This is a genomic window from Acinetobacter calcoaceticus DSM 30006 = CIP 81.8, from assembly GCF_000368965.1.
Taxonomy (GTDB): Bacteria; Pseudomonadota; Gammaproteobacteria; order Pseudomonadales; family Moraxellaceae; genus Acinetobacter; species Acinetobacter calcoaceticus.
Genome location: NZ_KB849780.1, coordinates 942,198 through 968,016 on the forward strand (window position 1 = coordinate 942,198; position 25,819 = coordinate 968,016).

Sequence of the window (25,819 nt, forward strand, 5' to 3'; positions counted from 1 at the left end):
AATTTTAACCATTACTCATATTTATACAATGCGTTTAAACTTGCTGAATAGATTACAACATTACATAAGGCCCCACTAACTATCGACTATTAGTGGGGCTTTTTATTTTTAAATTATTTCGAATTATAAAAAATCATGGATTAAAAAATGTGACTTAAGTTGCCTTATGAATTATTTTTGTGGATTGCTTTGGCAGATAGTTTCATAGTTTTACATGGGTTGCTTTTTGTTCAATCAATCTTACATATAGCAACGTTATATCCATCATACTTTCTTAAAAATCTGACTAACGGACAAAGTCAGAATAAGAAGGAGAGATAACAATGTCACAATTTTTAATTATTGCTGAGAAGGTTTATAAAAAATTTGAGGATGCAAAATTGTTCTCTGAAAATATTATCGAGCAGTTGAATAATTTAGTAAGTATTATCCGACAAGAGATAAAAGGAACACCTTACAAACTTAAGTATAATTTTATTAACTTTGAAGAGTGTCTCAACAAGCCTTTAAGTGAATGTATGATTAAGCTGGATATCAGTTTAATGCCTTCGTATAAGAATAAGTGTGAATATATTATGTGGTTGGCAAGCTTTATTGAAAGAATAACAACAGGCGGTCAGCGAAAATTCCCTCCTTTGAAAAAGCATAAGCCACATACGGTTTTACAAGACATGGGGAGTGAAGAAGTTAAAGCGCATAAGGTAGATCTCGGAAAAATGATTACGAACTATTTTGATTCACCGGAATTTAAGAAAGTTTTGGAAAAAAATTAAAAAATCCGAAAGTATGGAAAAGATAGGGGTAGTACCGCACTTCTATACTTGATGGAGTGGATCATAACCGCATCTAATGGCGTTTTTTTACAGTTAGAAATTTAGGTCGTAATTTGCACAAGCAGATGAGCCTTACAAAATTTTCTCAGTATTTGAATTTGGAGATATTTTTTCGAAGGATAAAAGTATTCCCAAAGTATTAACACCTCTACTACATCACTTTTTAATTGGCGTGGGTGTGGATCCAATTCATGCGAAAGAAGCTCTTACTAACCATTTTCGGTACTTGGATAATCCTCAAGAAACGCCATGCTTCGGTTAATTTTATTATTTAAATTAATTTGGCTGGGCATTCTATCATCAGGATGCACAGCCCATACGATTAATAGCAATCTAAGTGTTTCAATCTGCGTTAAAGCAATATAAAGAAAGCCCTGAACAATCAGGGCCTTCCAATATAAACTTAACGTGCGTCTTAAAACTTAGAAAGAGATTGTTTCACCATCTAAAGGAATCAATACTTTATCTTGAATACCTTTTTCTTTTATATATTCAGAGAGCTGGGCACGTGATACAGACATATGGTTAATTGCATCCATATGTACAGCAACAATTTTAGCCTTAGGTGCTTTTTGAGTAGCGTGATAAGTATCTTCTTTACCCATGATAATGGATTCTTTATATCCGTCCATCAATGCATTACCTGTATTTAATACAATCACTTCTGGTTTAAATTTCTCTATAGCTTGATCGACCTCGGGACGCCAAATAGTATCACCAGCAACATAAATTGTTTCATGACCAACTGCTTCAAAAACCATACCCATGGCTTCACCTAAAGCGGCTCCTAGCTTAGTATTGCGATACATCTCATCAGTACCATGTTGGCCACCAATTTTAGTTATTTTGACCCCTTCAAATGTCGTCTGAGTTAAGATACGTACATCCTTAAAACCTTGAGACCGAATGGTCTTTTGATCATCTTTATTTTGTACAAAAACAGGCATGTTCTTTGGTATAGCTGCTTGTGCAGCATCATCCCAATGATCTAAATGAGTATGTGTAACGATAATGGCGTCAACACCTTCTAAAATCGTTTCAGGTTTAATAGGCAAATCTACCAAGGGATTACGCAAATAACTCCGGTAAGTATTTGGGAATCCTTCATAAAAACCTTTTTTTGCAAACATTGGATCAACTAAGAAAGTGGTATCTGCATACGTAATTTTTACCGTTGCATTACGAATTTCTTGCAAGTGAGTTATCTTCGAAGTGTCTCTTTGGGTACTGTCATTCGCATATAAACTGAATGAAGCCGTTGCTAAAGTAATAGCGAGTAGAGAACTATTTAAGATTTTTTTCATATCTAATTCCAGATAATTTACTGATATTGGAATTATGAGGAAAGATAAAAATATAGAAAATTGTCCTTAAGGACAACTATCGAAACTATTAGGACAAAATGCTATATTTATACTTTTCACGGTTGAAGAATTTGTATGGAAATACCAGTCATTGGGCTATTTGTTTATCCCAATATAAATCCATTCCATTTTTCTATTCCCCATATTATTTTCAATATAAAAATTGAGGATAAGAGCTTATTTAAGCTAAAAATATTTTCGATTGATGGACAACCTGTAAAAACTGAACAATCAATGGTAATTATTCCTGATGGAGGAATAGAACTAATCCCTGAATTTGATCTTATCGTTATTCCTGGTTGGGATGATTTTAACCATAAGCCAGAACCTTCTCTTATTGAAAGCCTTCAACAAGCGTATCAAAAAGGGAATAAACTTGTTGGTCTTTGCTATGGCACTTATGCACTAGCGTATGCTGGTTTGTTAAACAATAAAAAAGCCACTACGCACTGGTTGGCTGAACAAGATTTTAACGAAAGATTTCCTGATATTAAACTCGATTCAGATGCTCTTTATATAGAAGACCAGAGAATTATTACATCTGCTGGTACAGGAGCAGCTCTTGACTGTTGTCTATATTTAGTTCGTGAAATATATAACGCACAAATTGCGAATAAAGTATCTAGAGTCATGGTCATTCCTCCACATCGAGAAGGGGGACAGGCCCAATTCATTGAACAACCTGTGGCGAATTCAAGTCAAGATGCGCAAATTAATGTCTTGCTCGATTTTCTAAGAAAAAATTTAGCTCAGCAGCATAGTATTGAAGCATTAGCTGAACAATCACATATGACACGTAGGACATTTACAAGGCATTTTAAAAAAGCGACTGGAATGACTTTGGTAGAATGGATCAATGCAGAAAGAATTAGGTATAGCTGTGAATTATTGGAAACAACGAAACTGCCTATTGAACAAATAACCGAGCTCTCTGGTTTCAATAATACGGTTATGTTTAGGAAAAAGTTTCGTGAAAAATATGGCACAAGTCCTCAAGCTTGGAGGAAAGCTTTTGGCAGTATTGAGGAAAAATAATTAATCTCTCAATAATGAATTCATATTTCCCTTAATTTTTTAAGATATCCTATAAATTATTCATAATCTGCAATAGTTGCGCCTTACACCATACTATTTGGTGTTCATGGGACTTTTGCTGATCCCAATATAAATTCATTTGGTATCCAGCTATATCAATGGGGAGTGGATGCACCTTAATTTGAGGATAATTATCTTTAAAATAAGCAATTTGGCATTGAGGAATCGTGAGTAAATGGTCCGTTTGTGTAATTAATCGGATTGCAGTTTCATATTGTTGGCAGCGGAAACTAATTGTTCTTTTGATCCCTTGTTTAGATAAGAAAAAATCTTCGAAGACACGACCTGTGGGACGAGAGGACACAGTAATGTGCTTGGCATCTAAATAAATTCCTTTGGTGAGATCAGTAGAGGATAATAAAGGATGCTGCTTGCGACTTATTACCACAAACTGATCTTTAGTACAGCATTCATAACCAATGCTCTCTTCAACAGAATGTTGAACATCAATCGCAAAATCGATTTTACCCGTAGAAAGCTCATGTCTTAAGTTTTTACGATCAATGCGTACGCTATTTAACTGCAAATTAGGATTAAATTGAGTTAAGTGTTGAATAATAGAGGGTAAAAAAATCCCTTCATATTCATCATTCATAGCGATGGTGAGATGCTTTAAATCTCGTGCTGGCACAAAGTCATAAGTGCTTTGAATTGCTTGATGCATCAGTTGCAATGATTGTTCAATTTTAGGCCATAAACGTTTGGCTAAAGGTGATGGAACAACACCATGCCCATCTCGAATAAAGAGTGGGTCATTAAAATGATCGCGTAAACGAGCCAACGCATGGCTAACAGCAGGTTGACTTAAAAAAAGTTGTTCACTCGCACGTGTTAGATTTTTTTCTTTATAAATTGTGACAAACACCCGAAATAGATTGAGATCAATACGAGCGAGAGAGGCGACATTATTATTCATTTCATTCATGGTTTGTTATTCAAACAATTCATTTTATTCATTGTAGCAAGTTAGGTATGGTCAGGAAATAGCACAACAAATAGAGTGATTAAAACCGTGAATTTTGAACTTAGCGCTCGTGGTAAACAATATTTAGAAAAAGTTAAGCAATTCATGGCAACTGAAATTGAGCCTATTGAAGATGAGTTTTGGGCTGAGGTTCGACGGACTTGCGACCATGAGGATTGGACTACATGGAAATGGCCGACTGCTTTGGAAACATTAAAAAATAAGGCAAAGGAAGCTGGTTTGTGGAATATGTTCTTACCTGATGACACATTAGGCGCGGGTTTGAATATTCAAGAATATGCTCATATCGCAGAACAAACAGGTCGTAGTTTTTTAGCTCCTACCGTTTTTAACTGTAATGCTCCTGATACTGGCAACATGGAAGTTTTATGGCGTTATGGGAATGAAGAGCAGAAAAAACAATGGTTAGCACCATTATTAAAAGGCGAAATTCGTTCAGTTTTTTGTATGACCGAGCCTGAAGTTGCATCAAGTGATGCTACCAATATGCAAACTACAGCAGTTATTGAGGGTGATGAAATCGTTCTCAATGGTCGAAAATGGTGGTCATCAGGTTTAGGTGATCCGAACGCTAAAATATTGATTGTGATGGCACGTACACCCGATGAAAATAAAGGTCAACACCAACAGCATTCGATGGTTTTAGTACCTATCGATACGGCTGGAATCAAGATTGAAAGAATGCTTCCAGTTTTTAATGAAACTGAGGCACCTCATGGTCACGGTGAAATTAGTTTTAATAATGTACGTGTACCCGTGAGTAATTTCATTAGCGAAGCTGGACAAGGTTTTGCAATTGCACAAGGGCGTTTAGGGCCAGGGCGAATACACCATTGTATGCGCTGTGTGGGAGCATCGGAACGTGCCCTAGAGTTGGCAATTGATCGTGGCATGAGCCGTACGGCTTTTGGTCAACCAATTTTAGAATTAGGCGGCAATAAAGAGCGTATTGCAGATGCCCGAATTGCGATTGATCAAGCTCGATTATTGACTTTGTATGCAGCTTGGAAAATGGATACTGTGGGAAATGTTGCGGCTATGACTGAAATTTCAGCCATTAAAGTAGTTGCCCCTAATGTAATGCAACAAGTCATGGACATGGCAATTCAAATTCACGGTGGTATGGGAATATCAAATGATACGCCATTGGTTCGTTTTTTTGCTCTTGCGCGAACTTTACGTTTAGCGGATGGTCCAGATGAAGTTCATAAACGCGTCATTAGTAAAATAGAGTTAAAAAAGCGGGGATATAGCCACCATCGAGCAGAGGGGAAGTAACCATGTCTGTGATTGATGTTGGTGGTCAGGTACGTCAGGGTGAAGAACTCAACATAACTGCTATACAAGACTGGCTGTTTCAACAAGGTATTTGTTTAAAAGGTACACCAAAAATAACTCAATATTCGGGTGGGGCCTCTAATTGGACTTATCGGATTGAATGCGATAATCACGATTTGATTTTACGTCGCCCACCATCAGGCACAAAAGCAAAATCTGCTCATGATATGGTGCGGGAATATCGGGTGCAAAAAGCACTTAAGCCACTTTATCCTATGGTTCCCGAAATGGTGGCATTGTGTACAGATCACACCGTCATTGGTTGTGATTTTTATGTGATGGAACGTATCGAAGGCATAATTCTTCGCGCTGATCTGCCCCAAGATCTAAGTTTAAGTAGAGATCAGCTCAAAGTTCTCTGTACAAATATGCTGGATTCTCTAATTGCCTTACATCAACTCCCTTATCAAGGTACTGATTTAGAAATGCTAGGTAAAGGCGAGGGTTATTGTCGTCGCCAAGTTGAAGGATGGGATAAGCGTTATGAAAAAGCATTAACACCCGATGTACCAAATTTTAGTGCCATAAGACAATGGCTCCATGCGCATATCCCGCAAGACAGTAAAACGTGTGTCATTCATAACGATTGGCGTTTTGATAACCTTATTTTAGATCGACAACAACCTACTTCTATTATTGGGGTTTTGGATTGGGAAATGACGACTCTGGGCGATCCACTTATGGATTTAGGGTGTGCTTTGGCTTATTGGGTACAAGATGACGATAACGCAACATTGAAATCTATGCGTCGTCAGCCAACCTATTTACAAGGTATGTTTTTACGTCAGGAAGTCGTGGACTATTATTTGCAAAAAACAGGTTTACAAACCAACAATTGGACGTTTTACGAGGTATTTGGCTTATTTCGTTTAGCCGCTATTCTTCAGCAGATTTACTATCGTTATTACCATAAAGAAACTCAAAATCCTGAATTTAAAAATTTTGGGATTTTTGTCGAAAATTTATATGAGCGTTGTTTACAACTGACTTTACAAAACCCATGAACATAAGGAAATGATATGGCTACAAATTTATTCGATTTGACTGGAAAAATAGCCTTAGTTACAGGTGCAAGTCGTGGTATTGGTGAGGAAATTGCCAAACTTTTAGCTGAACAAGGCGCACATGTGATTGTATCTAGTCGCAAGGTTGAAGATTGCCAACGCGTTGCTAATGAAATTATTGCAGCAAATGGTAAAGCGGAAGCAGTTGCTTGTCATGTGGGTAAACTAGAAGATATTGCAGAAATTTTTGAATATATTCGTAAAGAACATGGTCGTTTAGATATTTTAGTCAACAATGCAGCTGCCAATCCTTATTTTGGGCATATTTTGGATACGGATATTGCGGCCTATAACAAAACGGTTGAAGTCAACATTCGTGGATATTTCTTTATGTCTGTCGAGGCGGGCAAATTAATGAAAGAACAGGGCGGCGGTGCAATTGTGAATACCGCATCTGTGAATGCCCTACAACCCGGAGACCAACAAGGTATTTATTCTATTACCAAAGCTGCGGTGGTGAATATGACCAAAGCATTTGCAAAAGAATGCGGACCATTAGGCATTCGAGTGAATGCTTTATTGCCGGGTCTTACCAAGACCAAATTTGCATCGGCACTATTTGAAAATGAAGATATTTATACAAGCTGGATGAGTTCAATTCCATTACGCCGTCACGCAGAACCACGTGAAATGGCGGGCACCGTACTGTATCTTGTGTCCGATGCTGCAAGTTACACCAATGGTGAATGTATTGTGGTTGATGGCGGTTTAACTATTTAGGGAGGAATAGCAATGTACGAACATTATTCAGGTCAAGTGGTCTTAATCACAGGTGCGGCGAGTGGATTTGGTGCATTGCTGGCAGAGCAACTGGCAAAGTATGGTGCAAAATTAGTGTTGGGTGACTTGAATATTGAAGGGTTAAATACTGTAGTTGAACCGCTACGCCAAGCAGGAGTGGAGGTGGTTGCGCAAGTGTGTGATGTCAGCTGTGAAGCAGATGTACAGGCTTTGGTGCAAAGTGCAGTTACTCAGTTTGGTAGAATCGATGTCGGGATCAATAATGCAGGTATGAGTCCGCCTATGAAAAGCTTTATTGATACCGATGAAGCAGATCTGGATTTGAGTTTTGCCGTCAATGCCAAAGGTGTGTTCTTTGGAATGAAGCATCAAATTCGTCAGATGTTGCAACAAGGTGGTGGCATTATTCTGAACGTTGCTTCTGTTGCAGGTTTAGGCGCGGCTCCCAAATTGGCTGCCTATGCTGCGGCAAAGCATGCTGTGGTGGGATTAACAAAAACAGCAGCGATTGAATATGCAAATAAAGGCATTCGAGTTAATGCAATTTGTCCATTTTATACAACCACCCCAATGGTGGTCGACAGTGAACTCAAAGAGAAACAAGACTTTTTAGCGCAGGCCTCGCCAATGAAGCGTCTTGGCCATCCAAGCGAAGTGGTGGCAATGATGCTGATGATGTGTGCCAAAGAAAACTCATATCTCACAGGTCAAGCCATTGCAATTGATGGCGGCGTGACAGCTTATTAAAACCTTTATTAAATACATCTTATTCATTTATTTAGGAAAAAATCATGACAATTAATTTAAACAATCGAGTGGCTATTGTTACAGGTGCTGGCGCTGGTCTAGGGCGGGAACATGCGCTGTTACTGGCTCGTTTGGGTGCAAAAGTGGTCGTGAATGATCTGGGTAGTGATGTAAACGGAAAGGGCGGCTCAACCATGGCGGCCCAAAAAGTCGTGGATGAAATTATTGCAGCGGGTGGCGAGGCGATGGCAAATGGCGCTTCAGTCACTGATATTGAACAAGTTCAACAGATGGTAGATGAAACAATTGCCCGCTGGGGTCGTGTGGATATTTTAGTTAATAACGCAGGAATTCTCCGAGATAAAACCTTTAGTAAAATGTCATTAGAAGATTTCCGTACAGTAATTGATGTGCATCTCATGGGGGCCGTAAATTGCACTAAAGCTGTATGGGATATCATGCGTGAGCAAAAATATGGTCGTATTGTCATGACCACTTCATCCTCAGGTTTGTACGGCAATTTTGGGCAGTCAAACTATAGTGCTGCAAAAATGGCCTTGGTTGGGTTAATGCAGACGCTTGCTTTAGAAGGTGAAAAATCTAATGTTCGGGTGAACTGTCTAGCACCAACAGCAGCAACTCGTATGCTTGAGGGATTGTTACCCGAAGAAGCACTCAAAGCCCTTGCACCAAGTGCTGTCAGTCCTGCAATTGCGACTTTGGTTAGCGAAGATGCACCTACCCGTATGATTCTTTGCGCTGGCGCAGGTAGTTTTGAGGTAGCACACATCACCCTCACACAAGGGATTTATTTAGGTACAGATGAACAAGTTCCACATGTTTTAGCACAACGTTTAGCTGATGTTTCGGACCGAACAGATGAGTTTGTGCCTGTCAGAGGAGGCGCTCAGGGTGAGCTTGAGCTGAAAAAGGCTTCATTAATGGCAGGAGAATAATTTTGACAAAAAATACATTAAGCATCGAGCAACTCTTTGAGTTACAAGGCAAGGCACTCGGTAGCTCAGACTGGATTGCAATAGAGCAAACCATGATCAATACCTTTGCTGATGTAACACTGGATCGTCAATTTATTCATGTGGATGAAGAAGCTGCTCGTCAAACTCCCTTTGGTGGCACGATTGCACATGGTTTTTTAACGCTATCTTTACTTTCAGCTATGGCCGCCCAAGTCATTCCGACTGTACAAGGGCAGCAATCTGCCGTGAATTATGGCATCAATAATTTGCGTTTTATCAGCCCTGTACATAGCGGTAAGCGTGTGCGCGGACATTTTCACTTAAAAAATGTTTCCGAAAAAAATAAGGGAGTTTATCAATTGATCATGGAAGTCACGATTGAAATTGAAAACCAAGCCAAGCCAGCACTTGTTACAGAGTGGCTTACACTTGTGAACGTATAGGAATAAACCATGAGCAATGAATTAATTCTCTCTCGCCGTGATGTCGATTTTTTGCTATTCGATTGGCTAAAAGTCGAAGAACTTAGTCAACGCAATTCTTTTGCAGGACAGGACCGTTTTGAATATACGTCTGTTTTAAACGTTTACGAGGCTTTGGCAACCGATTTATTTGCTCCTCATAATAAAAAAAATGACAGTAACGAACCTGTTTTTGATGGTGAGCGTGTGACTGTCAATCCTGAAGTCGGGGTCGCGCTTAAGGCCTTTGCTGATGCGGGTTTGATGAGTGCAGCTTTTCCATCAGATTGGAATGGTATGAACTTACCCAATACCATTGAGCGTGCCGGTATGGCATATCTACTCGGTGCCAATTCAGGAACAGCAGGCTATGCCTTTTTAACCATTGGTAATGCAAATTTATTAATGGCCCATGGTGAACCTGAAAAAGTGAAACCCTATGTCAACGCCATGATGGAAGGTAAATGCTTCGGAACGATGTGTTTATCTGAACCACAAGCAGGTTCAAGTCTTGCTGATATCCGTACACGTGCGATTAAAACAAAAGATGGTCGTTATCGCTTGTTTGGAAACAAAATGTGGATTTCAGGCGGCGAGCACGATATCTCTGACAATATTGTTCATTTAGTTTTGGCAAAAATTCCAGATGAAAATGGACAATTACCAGCAGGTGTGCAAGGCATTTCTCTGTTTACCGTACCGCGTAAATTACTCGATGAAAATGGGCAGCCAAGCGAACGCAACGATGTAGTATTGGCTGGAATTAACCATAAAATGGGCTATCGGGGAACAGTCAACTGCGTGCTGAATTTTGGGGAAGGTCGTTTCACACCCGAAGGAGAAGCAGGTGCAATTGGCGAGCTAGTCGGCGAAGCTGGTAAAGGGCTGGCCTATATGTTCCATATGATGAATGAAGCCCGAATTTCGGTTGGACTTGGGGCGGCAGCATTGGGATATACAGGTTATCTGCATGCTTTAGATTATGCAAAAACCCGAGTACAAGGTCGCTCTCGTAGCGAACGTAATCCGAGTTCTCCACAAATCCCGCTCATTCAACATGCAGATGTCCGCCGTATGCTCTTGGCGCAAAAAGCATATGTCTCAGGTGCGTTGGCACTGTGCCTATATGCAGCCCGATTAACCGATGATATCCACTCACTTGAAGATGCCGAGCAGCGTAATCAAGCCAATCAATTACTTGATTTATTAACGCCGGTGGTGAAAAGCTGGTCTTCTGAATGGGGGCTTGTAGCAAATGATTTAGCAATTCAAGTTCATGGTGGCTACGGTTATACCCGTGAATATAACGTTGAACAGTTTTATCGGGACAATCGACTCAATCCAATCCATGAAGGAACATTTGGTATTCAGGCACTTGATTTATTAGGACGTAAAACTCGTCTTAATCAGGGGCTGTCGATGAAACTATTACATGAAAAAATCATGAATACGATTGCACACGCCAAAGCAGAGCCTTCTTTAAAAGATCATGCAGATCACTTAGCTCAAAAGTGGCAACTCATCCAGAATGTAACAGAGAAATTACATGCCTTAACCGATGTAGAACTCCAACTGGCAAATGCCGCCAATTATCTGGAAGCCTTTGGGCATCTTGTGGTGGGGTGGTTATGGCTTGATCAAGCAGTAGTTATTCATAAACTCATGCCAAATTCAACAGACCCTGATTTTCTGCGTGGGAAGCTTGCAGCTTGTGATTATTTCTTTGGTTGGGAAATGCCAAAAATTATAAGTTGGTTAGCGGTACTTGATCCGGTAGAGACAACTCCACTCACTATGCCAGAAGAATGGTTCTAGTAAGAACCATTCCTTAAACGTGCCGTTGAATAGGCAGGAGAAGGATCTAAGTTTATTGAAGATGCGTTATGTCGCGGTATCAATGGGAGATGTGGAATCAGCCAGTTTATTTGAAGTTGCCTAATAAGAACCACCATGTAGAAACAAACTTCGGGCGTTCGGTATAAGAGCGCCCTAATAAGTAAAAATAAAAATCTAGGACGGATTAAAAGATGAAAAAGAAAACTTTAGTCATGGTAATGGCTTCATTTTGTACGAGCCCAATCTATGCAGCAGCATTTGATCGAACAGGACAATCAATTTCTGCATTTCTACAACCTGATAATTATTTTGAGGCAAGTTTATCTGTTTCAGACACTTCGTTAGAAGGACAAGAAGCGGGTACAAACCCAACGCGTAATGCTATTTCTGATATTGCAAATTCTGATTATCGTCCCAGTGCAGCTTTGAAATTACAGTTAGCCCCGCAGTTTTCATTTGGCTTTCTTTATGATCAGCCATTTACATCCGACTCAGAATATTATGGAAAGAACAGCTTTGTTGCTACCCCGAACGATACGGTTTTAGTACCAGGCATTAATTCTGCAACACTTGCCCAAAAGACAGGTGGACAAGTCGTAACAGGGAACACCAAATCGAATTTTGTTATGCAAAATTTTAGTCTAATTTTTGGTTATCAACCGAATAAAAACTGGAATTTTTATGCAGGTCCTGTTTATCAAACTTTTAAAAGTAACATCAATTTAAGAGGTCAGGTTTTCAGTTTATATAATGGCTATGACTTTGATGCCAAAGAAGTTGGAGATTGGGGATGGTTGGCAGGATTTGGTTATCAAATTCCCGAAAAAGCCATTAAAGCATCATTGACCTATCGTTCAGAAATTCTGCATGAAGTGACTGCCAATGAAAATGCGCCCATGGTTGATATGTTAAGTACGCAACAAGGTCGTGATTTTCTTGATCAGCATTTGGCGTATATGGTTTCTATTGGACAACTCACTGAATCACGTAAAGAAGTATTCAATCGTATTGTTGCGGGCTTACCCGAAGCAGGAACGTCAGGTCCAACTAAATTTAGAGCACCAGAGTCAGTGAATTTGGAATTTCAGACCGGATTACGCAAAGGCACTTTATTGTTTGGTAACGTGCGTTGGGTTAACTGGAATGATTTTGAGTTTAAACCATATCGTTTTGGCGAAATCTCAGAAGTTGTTGGGGTTTTATCAACACCAAGTCGTCCAAATGGTTTTAATCTGGTTCGCTATTATGACGATCAATGGTCTGCCAATCTTGGAATTGGGCAACGTCTAAGTGATAAATGGTCAGGTTCAGTTTCTGTTGGTTGGGATTCGGGTGCAGGAGAACGTGTGTCCACAGGCGGGCCAGCTAAAGGTTATTACAATGTTGGTCTTGGTGCGCAATATAGTCCAACTTCAAAATACTTTATTTCAGGTGGAATGAAGTATCTATGGCTCGGTGATGCCAAAGGCCAGCTTGGTGCTCAGGCAGGCAGTGAATATTATGTCGGTGAATATAAAAATAACTATTCAATTGGTTATGGTTTGAAAATTGGTTATAAATTTTAACTTAACAATAATGACATAGATGACACAGAAGAAAATCGAAATTCCTCTCTATCATAAAGGACGATAAGATGACAAATCAGATCTGGTTAGATGAATATAAGCAATGGAATATTGAAAGTATGATTACTTTGCCTGATGAACAAACTTCACTTCTCGATTTTTGGGACAACAGTTTTAATAAGTTTCAGCAAAGAAATGCGTTCATATTTGCAGATAAATCTTTTTCTTATGCTGAAATCGATTTATATAGCCGACAAGTAGCAACATTCTTGCAAAGTTTAGGGTTAGAAAAAGGTACACGTGTTGCTGTAATGATGCCCAATATTATTCAATACCCGATTATTTCACTTGCCGTGATTCGCGCAGGTTACATTCTGGTCAATATTAATCCACTCTATACCGCACGTGAATTAAAGCATCAATTAAATGATGCAGGCGCAAAAGTCTTATTTATATTGGAACAGTTTTTACCTGTTTATGAGGCTGTCAAAGAGCAGGTGTCGGTTGAGCAGATTATTACCACCACAATGACTGAAATGTTAGTCGAACAACCTGCTGAATTAGACACATCAGATTCAAAAAACTATAGTTTTAAGCAAATCTTATTGAAAGTAGATGCCCAAGACTATATACGTCCTGAACTTGTTCTTGATGATACTGTGCTTTTGCAATATACGGGTGGAACAACAGGTGTATCAAAAGGTGCGGAATTAACCCATAAAAATATTGTCGCCAATTTATTACAAAATAATGTGGTTTTTAAAAGCTACTTTGGTGACCGAGATGCTCTTGAAGATGAAATAGCGATCTGTGCTTTACCGCTTTATCATATTTTTGGTTTTACTGTCTGTTTATTGCATAGCGCAATGAATAAAGGTTATGCCACTGTTTTAGTTCCAAACCCGCGTGATTTAGACGCTCTCGTGCATTGTTTTGAAAAGTATCGCCCTACGGTTTTTCCTGCTGTAAATACTTTATTTAATGCGCTACTTAATCATGAAGGCTTTAATAAATTGGACCATAGCCGTTTGGAAATTACCACAGGCGGCGGTATGGCAATTTTAAAATCTACCGCCGATGGATGGGAAAAACTGACAGGACGTATTATCCGTGAAGGATATGGCTTATCAGAAACCTCACCAGTTGCTACTTTTAACCCGCCCATCTCTAATCTTTTTAGTGGCACGATCGGTATTCCTGTACCGAGTACGGATATTGCTATTTTGAATGATGAAGGTAATCAGTTAGCACCCGGTGAAACTGGAGAAATTGCAATTCGTGGCCCGCAGGTCATGAAAGGTTATTGGAATTTACCTGAAGAAACTAAAGCAGTCATGACGGATGATGGTTTCTTTAGAACGGGTGATATTGGTTTCATGAATGAAAAAGGCTATACCAAAATTATTGACCGTAAGAAAGACATGATTTTAGTTTCAGGTTTTAATGTTTTTCCAAATGAAATTGAAGAGGTTCTAGCTCAACACCCAAAAATTTTGGAAGTCGCTGTGGTTGGCATTGCAGATGAAAAATCGGGTGAAGTGCCTAAAGCCTTTATTGTTAAAAAAGATGACTCTTTATCGGTTGAAGAAATCCAGACTTATGCAAAAGAAAACCTGACAGGCTACAAACAACCACGCTATATTCAATTTATTAATGAATTACCCAAGTCGAATGTGGGTAAAATTTTAAGAAAAGAACTAAAGGTTTAATAAGAATTTTTAATTTTTTAATTAAAAACATAAGCGTATGGAACTAGAAGCTCCATAAATAAATGGAAAAAAAGGAATGAGATTATGGGTTCAGGATTAATTACCGTATTTTTACCAATTGCACTTGCAATTATTATGGCTGGTTTAGGTCTAGAGCTGACCGTAAATGACTTCAAACGCGTACGACAACACCCAAAAGCGGTCTTTATCGCATTATTTTGCCAACTCGTTATTTTAGTCAGTATTGCTTTTATTATTTGTAAGGTTCTTGCTTTACCACCAATGCTTGCTGTTGGATTAATGCTCCTTTCTGCGTCACCGGGCGGGCCAACTGCTAATTTATTTAGTTATCTCTATAAAGGTGATATCGCTTTAAATATTACTTTAACGGCTATAAATTCGGTGATTGCTGCCTTTACACTTCCATTAATTGTGAATTTTGCAATACAACACTTTATGGAAAATGGACAAAATGTAGGTTTGCAATTCTCTAAAATCATACAAGTTTTCCTCATTATTTTAGTGCCCGTGGGTATTGGGATGTTAGTCCGTCATTTTTCACCGCATATGGCTGAAAAGCTTAATAAACCTGTGCGTATTTTTGCTATCGTTTTTCTCGTATCCATCATCATATTGGCAATTGCGCGAGATTACCAAAATCTGATGACGTATATTGGGCAAATTGGATTGGCAACTTTGCTGTTCTGCGTATGTAGTTTAATGGTTGGCTATTTTGTTCCACGATTATTCGGTGTAAATAGCTTTCAGGCAAAAGCTTGTGCGTTTGAAATTGGGATTCATAACAGTACCTTAGCCATGACCATTGCGTTTACAGTAATGGCAAGCAATATGGCCGCTATGCCAGCAGCAGTTTATTCATTATTTATGTACATTGTTGCAGCAATTTTTGGCACATTGTTAAATCGTCTAGAAAAGAAAGAGATGGCACAAATATCAACTACTACCTAAAACGAACTTAATATCTTGCAGATAAAGATATTTAACTACCACCAGATGATTATGATTTGAATTAAAAGAGGAGGCTAGTACCTCCTTTTTTAGTCTCAAAATTTAAAATATTTATGGCTGAGTAAGCGCAGTCACAATAAAAAGACAGCTTTAGAATGCTGTTATAAAAGCAAATTGTTAAGCCAATATTTAAGGTTTTTCTTAATTGTGTAATTAAATGAAAAACAATAATTAATTAAATAATTTCTAGCCAATTTCACATTGACACCTTAATTTTTGAAGATTACCATTTGCGGGCTGGCCACATTGCCAGGCAGTTTTGACAGACTGCTCATGAACTTCCACATCAGAGTTATTCCTTCTGAGGAATACCTTTGTGTGGGGAAACACTCGTTCCCTCCCGTAGCGGTAGGACGGGAGAGGGACACCTTCGGGTGTGCTAGTTTAAGTTCATGCTAGTCTGTCAACCCTCTTTCGTTCTGCCACCATAATTTCTAATGTTTCGGCAGAACTCCAAATAAAAAGGAGTTGGCTTTGTACATTCATCATTTCTTGGCAGCCATTGCCAAATTTTATAACGACACAACTTAATCACTTTAAAGCAGTTTGATTGCCATTAGGCTTATCGGACTTTAAATCGTCACGACCAAAAAACTTAGCAACAATAAAACTTGAGATGTGCCAAGCGCAGTCTTTATGGCTTTGCTATGCCTTTTTTTCTCCCAAAAAGGGTAATGGCTTTTTAATCTCTTTTAGAAACAACAAGAATTTATAACGGTAAAACTATGCCAACTTTAGAAACATCTTCCAAAAAATTACAGGTTATTCATACCGCAATAGAGCTGTTCAATCTCTATGGATTTCACAATACGGGCGTAGACTTAATCGCCAAAGAATCCAAAATTCCTAAAGCCACTTTTTACAACTACTTTCACTCAAAAGAACGCCTTATTGAAACGTGCGTATCCTTTCAAAAAAAACGACTGAAAGAAGAAGTGCTGGCAATTATTTACTCAAGCCGTTACCGAACCTCAACCGATAAACTCAAAGAGATTATTGTTTTACATGGCAATTGAATATAGAAAATGGTTACTTCGAGAGCTTTTTGATTTAGTCTTTAGTTTGGAAACTCATGCGTTAAAACCAAGTGCTGATATGGTTTTAAACTTAATTGATGGCCTGATGTTCCTGATTTTAAGCTCAAATAGTTTGGAGGATAGGGATGTGGTGGTGGGGAGGTTTTGGGGAATGTTTGATAATGATTAATTCTAAATTTTACTAATTAAAGGTAAAATGGTGAGTTTTATACAACAGAAGCAAGAGAACATTATATGACTAATTGGGTTTCTGAAATCAGAGCATAATTTAATTTTTTAAGTAAAGTTATAACTGTAGATCATGAAAACTAAAGAAATAATGAGGTAATTTTAATGCAAGATGTGAGAGTAGGCTTATTAATACTTGAAAATAAAGAAATCGAAAATATTGCTGAAGTCTATTCTTTTGAACAAATTAGAGAAATACTTGTTTTTGCTCTATCTGATAGTACTCCAGAATATTGGACAATATTAGCTCTAAACTTGTTGAATAAAAAACCTGAGTATATTTCTGATGAAATAATATTAATACTTAAAGAAATAGTAGGCATGCCAAAAAAATATACACAAAAAACTAGACATGAGGCATTAAAAATATTTAAAAACTAGCATGGAAATATTAATTAGGGAGGCTATGTGAATTGAATTTTTCAAAGAATATAGTGGTTAATGTAAAATAGAAATGACTATGTATAGATTGGATATACCGCAGTGCAAATTATGATTGAGCCATCAGTTCTTAGAACCAGATCTCCATTTTTTATTATTACTAAAAATTTCTTTATTTTTATATGGGATTTTTGATCCTGACTTTCACTTGGCGCAATAGATGATGTAACAGGTGCATGTCAAGGGTATTATTATGTACTACCGACAAAATTTATGAGAATGGCTTTTCTTTCGTCTACAAATTAAATTCCATAAATGCGAAAGCGTTTTTTTGTAAAAAGTTAAATACAGAATTGTCTGTATGTTTTGCTATACTAAATAATTTTTGGCGGAGCTTTTCTTTTATAGAGTTTTAAATTTTTTAATTTCAGAATAAAAGTAAATATAGATTAGATAAATTATTGACTGTTAGAATTTAAAAATATAGTTTGTCTTTTTTTATTTCAACGAACTAAGAAATTATGAATAAATATCTACTATTAATACTTGCAACATCCACTCTTTCTTTGACGGGTTGCGCACAAATGATTCCAGCTCAAGCTACTAAACTTGAAAATGGAAATTATATGATTCAGACCACTTCTAATATTTTGGGTTCTAATGAAGCAATGGAAAACAAAGTAAACAAAAAGGCTGAAACTGTTTGTGATGGTAAAGGCTTTAGTGAAATAAATAATAATCATCAAACCCATAGCCAACAGATATATACAGCTCAAGTAATTACAACAGGCACCTATAAGACCTTCAATAAGACTATTAAATGTAATTAATCACTTTTATAGATAGCAATTGAACCCACTTCAGTGGGTTTTTTAATAGTTGATTTTAATTTGCCGAACGCTTTACGGCACAGGAAACCCGCTTTGATTTAGTCTTGGTAGTTTTTCTTTTTTTGAACATTCTTGTTCACAGTTGAGAAATTTTAAGATTTTTAAATCTATCATAGTGTTAATATAAGCAAGTTTAATATTAATTAACTGTAATATGGATTATATGAATAAATTGCATAAGAATGAATCTCCGGAAATGATTCTAGCTTTTGAGAAAGCTATAAGTACATTTAAATATTTTTGGCGAGAACTCTATTGGGAATATCGACGAATTGTTCCTGCTCTAGAGCTGGCTTATGTGAAATGTGCATTTATCCAAGAAAACCCTGAGGATAAAAATCAACCTTTGATTGAGTATATGTGGATTGATTAAGTTGATTTTGATGGGAGTACAATTTCAGGAACTTTGTTAAACGAACCTTATATTATTGATAATGTGCAAGCTGGTGAGACCGTAAAGCTTCAATTTGAGTCCATAGTTGATTGGATGTTTTTATCTAATGGCACTGTTCATGGTGGGTTTACGATTCAAGAATATCGTAAAACTTTAGATGCAGTAAATCGTAAAGAATATGATGAGGCATGGGGGATTGATTTTGGCAATCCTGATGAAATTTTTCTAGTTTATGATCAGAAAAATTGTCCCGAAAATCTCGCTGAACATCCCATGTGTAAGAATATTTTGGATCAGTTCATAGACGTTATAAATGCAACCCCTAAAATGATTACTGAAAAAGATGAAAGTGGTAATCAATTGCTACATCGTGAGGTTGTAGCGGGTAATTATTTATTTGTCCAAGAACTTTTAAGGTTGAATACTAATAAGTTAGAAGTGAATAATCAATCAATGACTCCTTTAGATTTGGCTCATAAGATGGGGTGGACCAATATAGTAAATTTACTTAATTAGCATTGACCTAAACCCTCTAATGGAGGGTTTTTTAATGGGTGAAATTTATGAAAAATAAAATCTGCTTTCAAGTACTAATACGGTATATGTTATCAAGGATAAAATTCATCAATGATCTTGAGAATTGACCCAAAAAATTTAAGTTCATCTAATAAAGGTCAGCTTTTCTATTACATATTGCTTTAAGTATATACAGAAACCTCGCTAAAACGAGTTGGAACGCTACAAAGGTGGATGATAAGTTAAATTCCACTCTTCCCAATAAGTGAGGTGAGCAATGAAATTGTTAGCTTTGTTCAGTATGGGAGTTGCAGTGAGTTATTGGTATAAAACTATAAAAAATAGCAAGCCAGCTCTTCTGAAACCAACTTTTGATGAAATAGTAAAAAACTTTGTATTAGCAGAATTTAAAGCCTAATACATACCGTTAATTTTAATTAAATAAAAAGCTCATCGGAAGGTGGGCTTTTTTGTACATAGGAGATATGTGACTTAGCATAAACGTATTTTCATACTTTTATTCTGTATCTTTTTTATTTAACTCCTCAAACATTTTATATTGCTCTTCAAATATTTTTTCATGGTTCTTCACGGTCTGTAAATACTTAACACACTCAGGGCACTTTTCTAAAATTAATGATTGTTCAAGTCTTATAATTATTTCTTTGTTTAGTGAGTGGGAGTTGCTCTTTGCTGCATTTGTAAGTTTTTCGCGAAGTTCTATAGGTAAGCGCAAGCTATATTGAGGCGATATAGGTTCGCCATCATTGATATTTGTCATAGTTATTCCATCCCTGTAATAGATTTTTGTTATAAAGTAAGACTTAAAGATAATTGTAGGACAATTTGAACTAAAAAACAGTACATAGTACTTTTTACTGAATAAAAGATTTCTTAAATGCTGATTTTTTTGAGCTGAATATCTGAAATTGGATGTAACTAAACACGAGTATTAAATATAGAAATGAATTCCAAGGGGTAGGTTATGAAAAAAATTCTATTAAGTTATTTGATTGTTTTAAGTGGCGTTGGGTGTGCAACCAATGAACCTCAAGAAACCCCATTAGAAGTAAAGCCTAAAGATACCTATTGCAATCCCAGTGATGCTAAAAAGCTCATAGGGCAATCTCTTCCGAGTGAGGCAGAGTTAAAGAAAATAACTAATGCAGGCGTTGTGCGGATTTCTCGTAAAGGTGAACCTGTAAGGTCAGACTTACATTATGATCGACTGAGTGTTGTGATTGATAACGAATCGAAGATCATCTATTCAAACTGTAGTTAAGTTGATAAATAAAATCAAAGTATTCATTTAAATTTCATAAATGTGATAGCATTTTTTTTGGGATATATCTGAATACAGAATAGTCTGTACATTAGGTCCTGCTAAATATCGATTATTGGTGGGGCTTTTTATTTTTTATTTGGTATATTTGAGATTCAACATCTTGAGTAATTATTATGACGATTAGAATTGATTTAGTTCAAGGCAGGACAAGCTATCATGATCGTTATGATAGAAATCCTGATTTACTGTTTATCAGTTTACAGACTTACGAAGATATCTTGCATGACCCAAACACCGATTTAAGCAAAAACTTTAATAATTTTTATGGTTGTGAAGTCATTACAGTGAACTCTTTAAATATTGATTATATATTTTTTGAGAAAACCGATTTGGATGCTGCACTTGAAAAGTATATAAGCCAAAGAACCCAATTGATAACTATTCCAAAGCATTTGCCCTCACATAGTACATCAGCTCCTACAAACTCCAAACTACGGTCTATTGAAGATGATTTTACTTTAGAAAATTTACAAATTGAAGAGAAGATAATTGTTGCTTACCGGCAATCTCAAGAAAGTAAAAAATTAGATTTTTAAGAGCCGAAAGGCTCTTTTTTAATGGAAATAATGTACGTCTTCTATGTCCTATATCTTAATTATAAGTACCAGTATTGAACATGTTTTTGCAGAGAAAGCCTCGCTAAATATCGATTATTGGCAGGGCTTTCTATCTTTTAACTCATGATATATTGGTATCAATTGAATAATTAATAAAGTTAATAAGTATGAAAAGATATATTTTTATAGGGCTCGTGATGAGTGTGCTTTCAGCTTGTTCAAATAATGTATTAAACCCTGAAACTCCTAAACAAGTTCAAGCGCAGCCACCAGAGAAACAAGTTAAGCCTCCAGTCCTTGGCACAAGTAAAGAATGGGACTCATCTTTTGACTGTGATCCAATTAAAGTTAAAAATCTTATAGGTAAAACTGGCTTAACCGAAAAACAGGTTCTATCGATGACCAATGCTCGAATTTATCGAAGTGCTTATCCAGGAGAAGCGGTTACTGAAGACTTCCGCCCAGATCGAGTCACTATAGTAATTGATCCAAAAACAAAACGAATAGTAGCTAGTGCGTGTGGCTAACTTAAACAAAAAATAATCGTTCATAATATTTTGTTTTATAAATTGTAATTTTCTAATTTTTCCTTAGAAATATTATATTTAATGGTGAGGTGTTCAAGAAAATCTTAAAGATATGCTGCTCATGATTAAATTTTGGTTGGTTTTTATATAAAGAATATATCGTTATATTTTAACCTTATTTCTGATTAGAAGGTAAAAGTGAAAAAAATATTAGCGCTAACAATTTTAATTTCATCATCTTGTATATTTGCTGCATCAAATGAGGGAGTTGAGCAGGACATCCGTAGTTATTCTTTATTGCATGGTGTTAGCACAGCAGAAGCAAATAAAGCATTGTTTTTAGAAGCTAACCGAGACTCTGCACTTGATGCTATTGAAAAAGAATTTAAAGGCCGTATAGCTGGTATTTATGTTGAAAACTCACCTACATATAAAATTGTGGTTAGGGTCAAAGGGTATGGCCAGAATGAAAAGCGAAATATAGTAGTAGGAAATGCAATTTCTAAAAGTGATTTGCCTATTGATATTCAATATGGGGCAAAAGAAACAAGAGAAATTGCTAAAGGTCAGATAAATAAAGCACAAAAACTAGTAAAAAATTATTTTAATACCATTCAAACTGTTAGCTACAATGAAAAAAATGGGAATATTGTGGTTGAAGTTAAAGGAAAAAGTACTGCTGAAAATTTAAAGAAGGTTGATCAGGTCAAAGCAGCCTGGAATAACCCGAATCTACCATTAGAAATTCATTTAGTTAATTGGTCTATTAAACCACTATAGTTTGTATAATTGATTTTCCTAAACATTGACAAAAATACATGCTAGAACTTAAAGACTTGAAGAAAAAACGGAACATTGCTTTATTGACTGTAATTTTTCTTATTTTTAGTGGGTGTATTTAATTATTAATAATAAGGGAAATGTTCAAAGATTTGAATCAGTTATATATAGATAAAACTATAAGTGAGAAATTTGGAGAAATTAAAAGTTATAGCATTCGAAGTTTTGGATCGGACCCTTATTCTAGTCCTGAAAGACCATTTTACTCTTATTTTGAAATAACAGAATTTAAACAGCAGGCAATGACCTTAAATAGCATGATTAGTTATACTAAAAATTAATTTTTTGTGAAATTTAATATAAATATGAAATTCTTACCTTTTCTATTGATCTGTTGTGCTTTTACTGGTTGTGCAGTGTTTAGTCAAAAAAAACCACAAGAGACTACTGAGTGTATAAGCTATAGAAGCATGATGACTGCTCCAATGGTGCCGCGAGCTTTGGAAGAGCTTAAAGAAAAATGTATTAAATCTAAAGCACATTAAATTTAATTGCCAAGATGAACTAAAAAACTTAGCTATAAAGCTCCCAAACACGGGGCTTTTTCTTTTGATGGGATGAAAAATTAAACTGACTTAAAGGTCGTCGTGATATGGTATAAAAGCACCTCCAATAATAAGGATTATATATGTCAGACAATTCAACAAAATGGCTTTGTGTGGGTGGTGTTCTAAGTGGTGAGTGGAGAGAGCAGCAATTAGAAGCATTTGATGTTGATCCCAATGATTTAAATACTCATAGTTATGAAGCAATGAAACTCATTAATCCTGTTACCAAGGCAGAACAAGATTTCTATGTATATACTGAGCTACAAGAACACGCATATGACAGGGCAATAAATTTTGCCTTATCCAAAAATCAATAAGATCAAGAGAGCACTTAGGTGCTCTTTTTTATCTGAAGACATGACCTGTTAAATAATTTCTTAATTCCCAAGGACTCGCTTCTCAAGCATATCCATAAAAGTTTTTAAAATAATATTGTGGTTTTTGCCTTTGTGAGTAATTAAGCAAATTGGGGTGCTGTAATGCATTTTTTCCTTTGAAACAGCTTGCATAAAACCATCTTCAACCCATTTCTTTGCGTAGTGGTCGGGTAAAAAGCCTAGAAATTTTCCGGTTAAAATCAGAAATGCAATTCCTTCACGGTCACTTGCAGTCGCTTTACAGTCTAAAAGCTGGTGCAACTTTGCTGCTTCTGGAGTGATGGCGTAATTGGGGAGTACGGCTTGCCAGGTTTTTAACTCATCTAAATCCATCTTACTACATTGGCCAAACAAGGGATGGTTTTTACCACAATATAAAAATGAGCTTTCACTATATAAATCAAAATAATCTAGACCAGACAAAGGGGTAACAAGAGGAATTGCTCCAGCATGTAAACGGTTGTCTAGCACACGGCATTCAATATCTGAAAGCGTACTCATACTAATGTTAATAATCACTTCAGAATGTTCTTCGGCAAGTTGTGCCAGCGTATTGGTAATATAGCCACTTGGCATGGTCACAAGGTTATTAATAATACCTATATTAAATTCGCCCTTTAGACGGTTATGCATTTGATTAACTTTAGAGCGAAAGTCTTCGATAGATGCGGTGAGCACTTCTATATATTCTAAAATTTCCCGTCCTTCATCAGTCAATGCAAAGCCTGCGCGTCCACGCTGGCATAGCCGAATGCCCAGACGATTTTCTAAATCACTCATATGCAGACTAATGGCAGAACGGCTAATGCCAAGAATACTTTCGGCAGATGTAAAACTATGGCAGTCACAAACTGTTTTAAATATTTTAAGTAATTTAATATCAAAATCAGTCACTTGATTTAATTTTTTTGGTTTCATTTAGTTTTGTTTTTTTAAATCTAAACTCAAGACAATTTGAATTTATCAAAACTATATCGCTCTGTACACTCAAAAAATAACCTCAAAACAAGAAGAGTGATTATGTTTGATATTGACAAATTAACTGATGGTGATTCTGCATCTGAAACCGTTCAATCAAATGCTCAGATGAGCTTAAATTATCAAGCGCATTGGATGCCATTTTCTGCAAATCGTAATTTCCATAAAGATCCGCGCATGATTGTTGGCGCTAAAGGATCTTATTTAATTGATAGCGCAGGCCGTGAAGTCTACGACTCATTATCAGGTCTGTGGACTTGTGGTGCTGGGCATACGCTTCCTGAAATTCAGCAAGCTGTAAGTACTCAGTTGGCAAAGCTGGATTATTCACCGGCATTTCAGTTCGGCCATCCATTGTCGTTTCAATTAGCTGAACGAATTATTCAACATATGCCTGAAAAATTGCAGCATGTGTTCTTTACCGACTCAGGTTCAGAGTCTGCCGACACCGCAATTAAAATGGCGCGTGCCTATTGGCGCATTAAAGGCAAACCAAGCAAAACCAAGCTGATTGGGCGCGCACGTGGCTACCATGGTGTAAACGTTGCGGGAACGAGTCTTGGCGGTATTGGCGGTAACCGTAAAATGTTTGGTCAGCTCATGGATGTAGACCATTTACCGCATACCTTACAGCCAGATTTAAGTTTTACCAAAGGCTGTGCTGAAACTGGTGGTGTAGAGCTTGCAAATGAAATGCTTAAGTTAATTGAGCTGCACGATGCATCTAATATTGCTGCCGTTATTGTAGAGCCAGTTTCTGGTTCGGCAGGTTGTATTGTGCCGCCGACTGGTTATTTAAAACGCTTGAGAGAAATCTGCGATCAACACGATATCTTGCTGATTTTCGATGAAGTTATTACTGGTTTTGGGCGGATTGGGAAATGGACAGCTTCAGAATATTTTGATGTCACGCCAGATATTTTAAATTTTGCCAAACAAATTACCAATGGTGCTATTCCACTTGGTGGTGTGGTCGCAAGCCATGAAATTTATGACGCCTTTATGCAGCAAGATTTACCAGAACATGCTGTCGAGTTTACCCACGGCTATACCTATTCGGCGCATCCAGTAGCTTGTGCTGCTGCTTTAGCAACGCTTGATGTTTTAGAAAAGAAAAATTTAATTCATCAATCGGCTGCTCTAGCTCCAAGCTTTGAAAAACTTTTACATGAGTTAAAAGGCGCTCCAAACATTCTTGATATACGCAACTGTGGGCTGATTGGCGCTGTGCAATTAGCACCGCGTGATGGCGATGCGACGATTCGTGGTTTTGAAATTGGTATGCAACTTTGGAAAGCAGGTTTCTATGTACGTTTTGGCGGCGACACGCTTCAGTTTGGCCCAATGTTTAATAGCACAGAGGCTGAGTTGCAACGACTCATGAATGCCGTTGGTGAGGCAATTTATCAAGTCAAATAACACTGATCGACTTAAAACTTAATTGGACAAGATGAATA

25 protein-coding genes and 3 pseudogenes are annotated in these 25,819 nt (G+C 37.0%); 24 read left to right on the top strand and 4 right to left on the bottom strand.

Going from position 1 to position 25,819, the window contains the following annotated elements; all coding sequences use genetic code 11:
* Positions 1–323 precede the first annotated feature (323 nt).
* A complete protein-coding gene (locus tag F936_RS09395; RefSeq protein WP_005046902.1) occupies positions 324–773 on the top strand; it encodes a hypothetical protein in 450 nt (149 codons plus the stop codon).
* A 482-nt stretch (positions 774–1,255) separates the two neighbouring features.
* On the opposite strand, the gene F936_RS09400 is transcribed toward F936_RS09395, so the two are convergent.
* Entirely contained in the window at positions 1,256–2,137 is an 882-nt protein-coding gene (locus tag F936_RS09400) for an MBL fold metallo-hydrolase (RefSeq protein WP_005046903.1), read from the bottom strand.
* A 135-nt stretch (positions 2,138–2,272) separates the two neighbouring features.
* On the opposite strand from F936_RS09400, the gene F936_RS09405 reads away from it, so the two are divergent.
* Complete coding sequence (locus tag F936_RS09405) at positions 2,273–3,232, top strand: GlxA family transcriptional regulator (protein ID WP_003651906.1); 960 nt, start codon at positions 2,273–2,275, stop codon at positions 3,230–3,232.
* A 49-nt stretch (positions 3,233–3,281) separates the two neighbouring features.
* On the opposite strand, the gene F936_RS09410 is transcribed toward F936_RS09405, so the two are convergent.
* Positions 3,282–4,217, bottom strand: coding sequence for a LysR family transcriptional regulator (locus F936_RS09410; RefSeq protein ID WP_005046906.1), 936 nt, complete (start codon positions 4,215–4,217; stop codon positions 3,282–3,284).
* 87 nt (positions 4,218–4,304) lie between these two features.
* On the opposite strand from F936_RS09410, the gene F936_RS09415 reads away from it, so the two are divergent.
* The 15 genes and pseudogenes from F936_RS09415 to F936_RS18790 all read left to right on the top strand — a co-directional run bounded on the left by F936_RS09415 (position 4,305) and on the right by F936_RS18790 (position 19,608).
* Positions 4,305–5,555 carry an acyl-CoA dehydrogenase family protein gene (locus F936_RS09415; protein ID WP_005046908.1) on the top strand — a complete coding sequence of 417 codons (1,251 nt, stop codon included), beginning with the start codon at positions 4,305–4,307 and terminating at the stop codon, positions 5,553–5,555.
* Positions 5,556–5,557: 2 nt separating this feature from the next.
* Complete coding sequence (locus F936_RS09420; RefSeq protein WP_004642923.1) at positions 5,558–6,619, top strand: phosphotransferase family protein; 1,062 nt, start codon at positions 5,558–5,560, stop codon at positions 6,617–6,619.
* Between the two features lie 15 nt (positions 6,620–6,634).
* Positions 6,635–7,399 (top strand): SDR family oxidoreductase, encoded by a 765-nt coding sequence (locus tag F936_RS09425; protein WP_004642922.1) that lies wholly within the window; start codon positions 6,635–6,637, stop codon positions 7,397–7,399.
* Between the two features lie 12 nt (positions 7,400–7,411).
* Positions 7,412–8,167, top strand: a complete 756-nt coding sequence (locus F936_RS09430) for an SDR family NAD(P)-dependent oxidoreductase (RefSeq protein ID WP_003651898.1) — start codon at positions 7,412–7,414, stop codon at positions 8,165–8,167.
* Between the two features lie 44 nt (positions 8,168–8,211).
* Positions 8,212–9,123 (top strand): SDR family NAD(P)-dependent oxidoreductase, encoded by a 912-nt coding sequence (locus tag F936_RS09435; RefSeq protein WP_005046910.1) that lies wholly within the window; start codon positions 8,212–8,214, stop codon positions 9,121–9,123.
* Positions 9,124–9,125: 2 nt separating this feature from the next.
* Positions 9,126–9,587, top strand: a complete 462-nt coding sequence (locus tag F936_RS09440; RefSeq protein WP_005046911.1) for a MaoC family dehydratase — start codon at positions 9,126–9,128, stop codon at positions 9,585–9,587.
* A gap of 9 nt (positions 9,588–9,596) precedes the next feature.
* Positions 9,597–11,420: an acyl-CoA dehydrogenase gene (locus F936_RS09445; RefSeq protein WP_005046912.1), complete on the top strand. Its 1,824-nt coding sequence runs from the start codon at positions 9,597–9,599 to the stop codon at positions 11,418–11,420.
* A 212-nt stretch (positions 11,421–11,632) separates the two neighbouring features.
* Positions 11,633–13,006 carry a hypothetical protein gene (locus tag F936_RS09450; protein WP_005046913.1) on the top strand — a complete coding sequence of 458 codons (1,374 nt, stop codon included), beginning with the start codon at positions 11,633–11,635 and terminating at the stop codon, positions 13,004–13,006.
* A gap of 68 nt (positions 13,007–13,074) precedes the next feature.
* Entirely contained in the window at positions 13,075–14,715 is a 1,641-nt protein-coding gene (locus F936_RS09455) for a long-chain-fatty-acid--CoA ligase (protein WP_005046914.1), read from the top strand.
* 84 nt (positions 14,716–14,799) lie between these two features.
* Positions 14,800–15,684, top strand: coding sequence for a bile acid:sodium symporter family protein (locus F936_RS09460; protein WP_005046915.1), 885 nt, complete (start codon positions 14,800–14,802; stop codon positions 15,682–15,684).
* Between the two features lie 785 nt (positions 15,685–16,469).
* A pseudogene (locus F936_RS09465) lies at positions 16,470–16,950 on the top strand (TetR/AcrR family transcriptional regulator).
* Positions 16,951–17,114: 164 nt separating this feature from the next.
* Positions 17,115–17,390 carry a hypothetical protein gene (locus F936_RS09470; RefSeq protein WP_005046926.1) on the top strand — a complete coding sequence of 92 codons (276 nt, stop codon included), beginning with the start codon at positions 17,115–17,117 and terminating at the stop codon, positions 17,388–17,390.
* Positions 17,391–17,911: 521 nt separating this feature from the next.
* Complete coding sequence (locus F936_RS09475; RefSeq protein WP_005046928.1) at positions 17,912–18,220, top strand: hypothetical protein; 309 nt, start codon at positions 17,912–17,914, stop codon at positions 18,218–18,220.
* Between the two features lie 256 nt (positions 18,221–18,476).
* Positions 18,477–19,190 (top strand): annotated as a pseudogene (locus F936_RS09480) (YegJ family protein).
* 277 nt (positions 19,191–19,467) lie between these two features.
* Positions 19,468–19,608 carry a hypothetical protein gene (locus F936_RS18790; protein WP_005046937.1) on the top strand — a complete coding sequence of 47 codons (141 nt, stop codon included), beginning with the start codon at positions 19,468–19,470 and terminating at the stop codon, positions 19,606–19,608.
* A 99-nt stretch (positions 19,609–19,707) separates the two neighbouring features.
* On the opposite strand, the gene F936_RS09485 is transcribed toward F936_RS18790, so the two are convergent.
* On the bottom strand, positions 19,708–19,971 hold the full coding sequence (locus tag F936_RS09485; RefSeq protein WP_005046939.1) for an Arc family DNA-binding protein: 264 nt from the start codon (positions 19,969–19,971) through the stop codon (positions 19,708–19,710).
* Between the two features lie 204 nt (positions 19,972–20,175).
* Here F936_RS09485 and F936_RS09490 point away from each other — a divergent pair, with 204 nt between their 5' ends.
* The 6 genes and pseudogenes from F936_RS09490 to F936_RS09510 all read left to right on the top strand — a co-directional run bounded on the left by F936_RS09490 (position 20,176) and on the right by F936_RS09510 (position 23,324).
* Positions 20,176–20,472 (top strand): hypothetical protein, encoded by a 297-nt coding sequence (locus F936_RS09490; RefSeq protein ID WP_003651887.1) that lies wholly within the window; start codon positions 20,176–20,178, stop codon positions 20,470–20,472.
* Between the two features lie 176 nt (positions 20,473–20,648).
* Positions 20,649–21,071 carry a hypothetical protein gene (locus F936_RS09495; RefSeq protein WP_005046942.1) on the top strand — a complete coding sequence of 141 codons (423 nt, stop codon included), beginning with the start codon at positions 20,649–20,651 and terminating at the stop codon, positions 21,069–21,071.
* A 188-nt stretch (positions 21,072–21,259) separates the two neighbouring features.
* A complete protein-coding gene (locus F936_RS09500; RefSeq protein ID WP_026055641.1) occupies positions 21,260–21,619 on the top strand; it encodes an I78 family peptidase inhibitor in 360 nt (119 codons plus the stop codon).
* Positions 21,620–21,817: 198 nt separating this feature from the next.
* The gene (locus F936_RS09505; RefSeq protein ID WP_005046944.1) at positions 21,818–22,399 is read left to right on the top strand and encodes a hypothetical protein; all 582 of its coding nucleotides are present in this window, start codon (positions 21,818–21,820) and stop codon (positions 22,397–22,399) included.
* 38 nt (positions 22,400–22,437) lie between these two features.
* Positions 22,438–22,671 (top strand): annotated as a pseudogene (locus tag F936_RS19220) (hypothetical protein); the annotation flags it as partial.
* A 416-nt stretch (positions 22,672–23,087) separates the two neighbouring features.
* Complete coding sequence (locus tag F936_RS09510) at positions 23,088–23,324, top strand: hypothetical protein (RefSeq protein WP_004642900.1); 237 nt, start codon at positions 23,088–23,090, stop codon at positions 23,322–23,324.
* A gap of 60 nt (positions 23,325–23,384) precedes the next feature.
* Here F936_RS09510 and F936_RS09515 read toward each other — a convergent pair whose 3' ends face one another.
* Positions 23,385–24,302, bottom strand: a complete 918-nt coding sequence (locus F936_RS09515) for a LysR family transcriptional regulator (RefSeq protein ID WP_005046946.1) — start codon at positions 24,300–24,302, stop codon at positions 23,385–23,387.
* 96 nt (positions 24,303–24,398) lie between these two features.
* On the opposite strand from F936_RS09515, the gene aptA reads away from it, so the two are divergent.
* Positions 24,399–25,781 carry an omega-aminotransferase AptA gene (aptA, locus tag F936_RS09520; protein ID WP_100224327.1) on the top strand — a complete coding sequence of 461 codons (1,383 nt, stop codon included), beginning with the start codon at positions 24,399–24,401 and terminating at the stop codon, positions 25,779–25,781.
* Positions 25,782–25,819: the final 38 nt, after the last annotated feature.